This is a genomic window from Pinirhizobacter sp., assembly GCF_035317885.1.
GTDB lineage: Bacteria > Pseudomonadota > Gammaproteobacteria > Xanthomonadales > Rhodanobacteraceae > Pinirhizobacter.
Window position 1 is genome coordinate 1 of sequence record NZ_DATHFX010000235.1, and the last position, 5,851, is coordinate 5,851.

Here is a 5,851-nt window from a genome sequence, read left to right on the forward strand (position 1 = left end):
TTCGGATGATCAAGCAGTGCATCCACCGCCAGCTTGTCGCCCTGCACCACATTGAATACGCCGTCGGGAAGGCCCGCTTCCTTCAGCAGGCCGGCCAGCAGCAGCGCCGTGCCCGGATCGCGTTCGGAAGGCTTCAACACGAAGGTGTTGCCGCATGCGATGGCCATGGGGAACATCCACATCGGCACCATCGCCGGGAAATTGAACGGCGTAATGCCCACGCACACACCCAGCGGCTGGCGCATGGTCCAGGCATCGATGCCACGGGCAATCTGCTCGGTGTACTCGCCCTTCAGCAGCTCCGGAATGCCGCAGGCGTACTCCACCACTTCAAGGCCGCGCACCACCTCGCCCTTCGCATCGTCGAACACCTTGCCATGCTCGTGCACGATGGCGCCGGCAAGGATGTCCATGTCGCGTTCGATCAGCTGCTTGAAGCGGAACATCACGCGCGCACGCTTGAGCGGAGGCTCCGCGGCCCAGGCGGGGAAGGCAGCGTCCGCGGCGCGCACGGCGTCATCGACGTCCTGCGCATCGGCCAGGCACACGGTGGAAGCCACCTCGCCTGTAGCGGGATTGAACACCGGCGCATGGCGCGCGGCGTGGCCGTCGACGATGGCGCCTGCGATGAAGTGGCGCGTGCGGATCACGTTGGGCTCGTGGTGGGGCTGGGCAGACATGGGGCGGTTCTCCAGTACACGCGCTTCTCTAGCGCGCAAGCATCCATTCGTGGTCGGGATCGTTCTTGAAATGCCAGGCCCGGCGCGGGCCGGCCATGACGTTGAGGTAATAGCCGTTGTAGCCGTGCGGCATCACCACCGGGTGGTAGCCGCGAGGCACCATCACCACATCGTGGTTGCCCACCGCCATGGATTCGTCGATGTCGCGCGCATCGGTGTACACGCGCTGGAAGGCAAAGCCCTGCGGCGGATCCAGGCGGTGGTAGTAGGTTTCTTCCAGAACGCTCTCCGCAGGGACTGCATCGGTGTCGTGCTTGTGCGGCGGATAGCTGGAGGAATGTCCAGCGGGGGTGCGCACCTCCACCACCAGCAGCGATTCGGCAGGTTCGGTTTCCGGCAGGATGTCGCATACGTAACGCGTGTTGTTGCCGGCGCCGCGCACGGAACTGCGCATGCCGTCGGGGTGGATCAACCGCACCGGCAGGCCGCCCCTGGCCGGAGCCGAGGCGATGCCGATCTCGCTTACCACGTCGGCAACGATCCGTATCCGGGTGCCCGGCGGCGCATACACCGCATGTGTCGGGCGATCCAAGAAGACGCTGCTGCGGGTGCCCAGGCCCGTCCAGCCCTGGTCGCCCGCGACGATGTCGACGATGCCCTCGAGCACCACGAAACACGCTTCGCGGCCGGCAGGAACATCCGTCTCGAACGCATCGCCGGGACCCAGGCGCACGGCGCGGAAACCCACGTGGGTCCAGCCTGCCGATGCCGGGGTGACTTCGACGATGTCGCGCCCGTCGGGGCGCGCCTTCACCAGCAAACTCATGCCTTGGGCTCCCGCGGCCATCTCAGGCCGCCTCTTGGGTGGGGGTGCCGCCAAGCAGGCCACGCAGCGTGCGGTAGCCCTTTTCGGCGAAGTCGTAGCTCGGCGCCACGGCCGGGTCCTGTTCGGCCTCGACAATGAGCCAGCCGCGGTAGCCGTGCCGGCGCAGCCGGTGGATGATCGAGGCGAAGTCGATCGCACCGTCGCCCGGTACCGTGAATACGCCATTCAACACCGACTGCAGGAAGCTCCATTGACGGTTGCGTGACATCGCCACCATCGACGGACGCACGTCCTTGCAGTGCACGTGGCAGACGCGATCGATGTGGCGTTCGAGCAGCTCCAGTGGATCGGCGCCGCCAAAGAAGGCGTGGCCGGTATCGAACAACAGGCCGACATCGGCGCCGGTGTTCGCCATCAGGCGGTCGACATCGCCCGGTGCTTCGACATAAGCACCCATGTGATGGTGGTAGGCCAACCGCACGCCACGCGAAAGCGTGTAGCGTGCGAATGTGTCGAGCTTCTCGCCATAGCGCTTCCAGGCGTCGGGGCCGTTGAACTGCGGCCGGCGGTACAGCGCCACGGGCTCGCCCTGGATCGCGTGCGCCACTTCCCCGTACACCATCACCGTGCAGCCGTTGGCCGCCAGGAGTTCCAGGTGACTTTCGACGGCTGCGATTTCTTCCTCTGCCGAGCGCTCGGCCAGTCGCCCGGAATACCAGCCGGACACCACGGCCAGGCCGTAGCCGGCCATGAGCGACTTCAGCGCCTGGGGCTCGCGGGGAAACTTGTTACCCAGTTCGAAACCTTCGTAACCGATCCGGCGGCCTTCCTCCAGCGCGGTGGCCAGGGGGATCTCCCCGCCGAGGGAAGGCAGGTCGTCGTTGCTCCAGGAGATCGGGTTGATGCCGATGCGGATGTCGTTCATGGGCGCTTTCCTTCGCGGCGGCGCGTCAGCGCCTGTTCGTAGGCGGCGCGGGCATGGTGCACTTCGCCGCGGATGGAGACTTCCGGCACCGCTACCTCCCACCACGCACCGCCCTGGTCGGTGGTGCGATCCGGATCGGTGTCGATGCTGATGAGATAGGTGCGGTCGGCCGCGCGCGCACGGACAAGCGCATCGCGTAGGCCGTCGAGGCTGTCCACGTGCTCGGCCAATGCGCCCAGTGCGCGGGCGTGCGCGGCGAAGTCGATGCGCGGCGCGCCCTGCGGACCCTGCACGCAATCGTCGAAGAGGTTGTTGAACGGGGCGCCGCCGCAAGCGCGCTGCAGGCGGTTGATGCAACCGTAGCCACGGTTGTCCAGCAGCACGATGACAAGCTTTGCACCGAGCATCACCGAGGTCGCGATTTCCGAATTCATCATCAGATAGCTGCCGTCGCCGAGCATCACCACCACCTCGCGGTCGGGGTGGGCCATCTTCACCCCAAGCCCGCCGGCGATCTCATAGCCCATGCACGAATAGCCATATTCCATGTGGTAGCCACCGGGCACGCTGGTACGCCAGAGCTTTTCCAGCTCCGCGGGCAGGGTGCCGGCAGCGCAGACCACGATGTCCTGCGCCGGGGAATCCTCCGTTGAGGATTGCACGGCGCCGATGATTTCCCCGTCATAGGGAAGCCGGCCTTCCGGCGGCAGGCGGCGGCCGGTAACGGCCTGCACGATGCCGCGCCACTCGTCGGCAGCACGCAGTGCCTGGCTTGTCCATGCCTCGTCGGCGCTCCAGGAGCCCAGGGCGTCGCCGATGGCTTCCAGGCCAAGCCGGGCATCGGCCACCAGGCGGCCCCCGTTGGCCTTGATCGCATCGATCACGTTGACGTTGATGCCCAGCACCGGCGTATCGCCGATCAGTGCCTGCGACCCGGTGGTGAAATCCTGCAGGCGCGTGCCGAGGGCGATGATGAGGTCGGCCTGGGAAATCATCTCGTTGGCTGCCGTGGATCCGCTCACACCGGCAGGCCCCAGCTGCAACGGCAGGTTCCAGGGCAACGCGCCCTTCCCTGCCTGCGTTTCGCACACCGGCACGCCATGCCGCTCGATGAATTGCTGCAAGGCATGGCTGGCGCGGGCATAGAGCACGCCGCCTCCGGCCACCACCACCGGGCGTTTGGCCTGGCGCAGCATCGCCACCGCGGCATCGAGTTCACCGGCGGCGGGCGGCACGGCGCGGAAGATGACCTCGCGTGGCTCGAAGAAGTCCGCCGGGTAATCGTAGGCCTCGGTCTGCACGTCCTGCGGCAACGCCAGCGTCACCGGTCCGCACAGCGCGGCATCGGTGAGCACGGCGATGGCGCGTGGCAAGGCCACCAGCAACTGTTCCGGCCGCACGATGCGGTCGAAGTAGCGCGACACGGGCCGGAAGCAATCGTTCACCGAAACGGTGCCGTCCTGGAAGTCTTCCAGCTGCTGCAGTACCGGGTCGGGCGCGCGGGAAACGAAAACATCGCCCGGCAGCAACAACACCGGAAGCCGGTTGACATGGGCCAGCGCCGCCGCGGTGACCAGATTGGTCGCCCCGGGGCCGATGGAACTGGTGACCGCCATCATGCGCCGGCGCATGTGCGCCTTGGCGTAGGCGATCGCGGTGTGCGCCATCGCCTGTTCGTTATGCGCACGGTAGGTAGGCAGGGCATCGCGCACGCCATGCAGCGCCTCGCCCAGCCCTGCCACATTGCCGTGGCCGAAGATCGCGAACACCCCGCCAAATAGCGGCACCAGCTCGCCATCGTCGTCGCGCGTGCGCAGCGCCGCGAGGTAGCGCACCAGCGCCTGTGCGCAGGTCAGTCGCACGGTGCCCTTCATGCGCTCACCCTGGCGGGCTCACGGGCCTCGCGCCAGATGCCGATCATGCGCTCGAACGCCAGCGCCGCGCCTTCAACCAGGGTGGCATCGTCGATCTCGCCGGTCAGCCACGCCCGCGCCGGCTCCATGAACAGGGTGCGGCCCACGGCGAATCCGCGGCAACTGTCCGCCGTGGCCGCCTCGCGGAAGCTTTCCCGCAATTGATCAAACGAAGCATTCAGCCCCAACAGCAGCACACCCCGGCAGTACGGGTCGCGTTCGGCAATCAGCGCGTCGATGCGCTTCCAGGGCATCGGTTGCGCCGAGCAAAGCTTCCACCATTCCGGGCGGATGCCCAGGTTGTAGATACGCTTCATCGCCCGCAGCACCCGATCCTCGCCACCGGCGGGCGGGATGACTTCAAGCAGCAACTCGTGACCGCTGGCGCAGGCGGCGCGCCACAGGGACAACAGCTGCGTCTCCTGTTCGACGCGTTCGTCGGCCGGGGCGTCGGGATTGAACTGCACCAGGCACTTGATCACCTGCTCGCGCGGCCACGAGACCAGGTCCGTGCCCACCGAACGGCCATGTTCGAATTCCAGCGGCATGGAACCGGGCAGCTCCACCGGCCGCCCCACCCACCAGCCGCGGCCAGTCGCGTCATTGAGGGCATCCTGACCATAACGATCATCGATGAGCACGCCGATGCGGCCTTCCAGGCCCTGCCGGTGCTCGACGGTAGCCACCGCCTGCACCAGCAGCTGTTTCAGGCGAGGCACGCGGCTGTCGTCGACGCCGCTCTCTTGGGCCAGTCCGAAGAACTGCGTGCGGTGGTCGAAGGCGAACACGTGTAGCTCGGGCCACGCCTTGCGCGACACGCTCACGCGGTGCAGGTGCTGCAGCGCATCGTCGCGGTCCGGGCGCTCCGGTCGCGTGGACGCATCGAGGAAATGCGCCAACTCCGCGCGCGTGGGCATGGCCGGGGCACAACCGTGTCGCGATACCACCAACGCTCCGCAGGCGTTGGCAAGCGTGCACGCGCGGTCGAGGTCGCCATCGCCCAGCCAGCCGGCCAGGAAGCCGGACAGGAACGCATCGCCCGCGCCAAGCACATTGAGCACTTCCACGCGCTCGCCGCGCCAGGTGGGGGCGTCATCGATATGGCTGGGAATGTCCCCATCGACCAGGCTGCAGCCCATCGGGCCGCGTTTGACCACCAGCAGCGCCGGGGTGACGGCGCGCACGGCAAGCAGGGCCTGGATCAGATCCTGGCTACCGCCGGCAATATGGAATTCTTCCTCGGTGCCCACGATCACGTCGAAGCCGGGAAGGATCGACTGCAGATGGCCGGTGACGTGCGCGGCGGCGATGAATCGCTGCTGGCCGTTGCCGCGGCCGGTGAGGCCCCACAGCACCGGGCGGTAGTCGATGTCGAGCACCGTGCGAACATCGTTCCGCCGCGCCGCCGCGATGGCGCGCGTGCTGGCCGCGTGCACACGCGGCGTGGAGAAATGCGTGCCGGTAATCACCAGCGCGCGGCAGCGGGCAATGAAGGCCTCGTCGATGT

General features: G+C 67.3%; 5 protein-coding genes. All 5 read right to left on the bottom strand.

Going from position 1 to position 5,851, the window contains the following annotated elements; genetic code table 11:
- Nucleotides 1-680, bottom strand: a 680-nt coding sequence (locus tag VK519_RS07720) for an aldehyde dehydrogenase family protein (RefSeq protein ID WP_324348738.1), incomplete at its 3' end; no start/stop codon positions are given.
- 28 nt (nt 681-708) lie between these two features.
- Complete coding sequence (gene iolB, locus VK519_RS07725) at nt 709-1,506, bottom strand: 5-deoxy-glucuronate isomerase (protein WP_324348740.1); 798 nt, start codon at nt 1,504-1,506, stop codon at nt 709-711.
- 22 nt (nt 1,507-1,528) lie between these two features.
- Nucleotides 1,529-2,431, bottom strand: a complete 903-nt coding sequence (gene iolE / locus VK519_RS07730) for a myo-inosose-2 dehydratase (RefSeq protein WP_324348742.1) — start codon at nt 2,429-2,431, stop codon at nt 1,529-1,531.
- Nucleotides 2,428-4,305 carry a 3D-(3,5/4)-trihydroxycyclohexane-1,2-dione acylhydrolase (decyclizing) gene (gene iolD, locus VK519_RS07735; RefSeq protein WP_324348744.1) on the bottom strand — a complete coding sequence of 626 codons (1,878 nt, stop codon included), beginning with the start codon at nt 4,303-4,305 and terminating at the stop codon, nt 2,428-2,430. Before iolD ends, iolE begins: the two co-directional genes overlap by 4 nt.
- The coding region (locus tag VK519_RS07740; protein ID WP_324348746.1) for a bifunctional 5-dehydro-2-deoxygluconokinase/5-dehydro-2-deoxyphosphogluconate aldolase at nt 4,302-5,851 on the bottom strand (1,550 nt) is incomplete at its 5' end. The genes iolD and VK519_RS07740, both read right to left, overlap by 4 nt.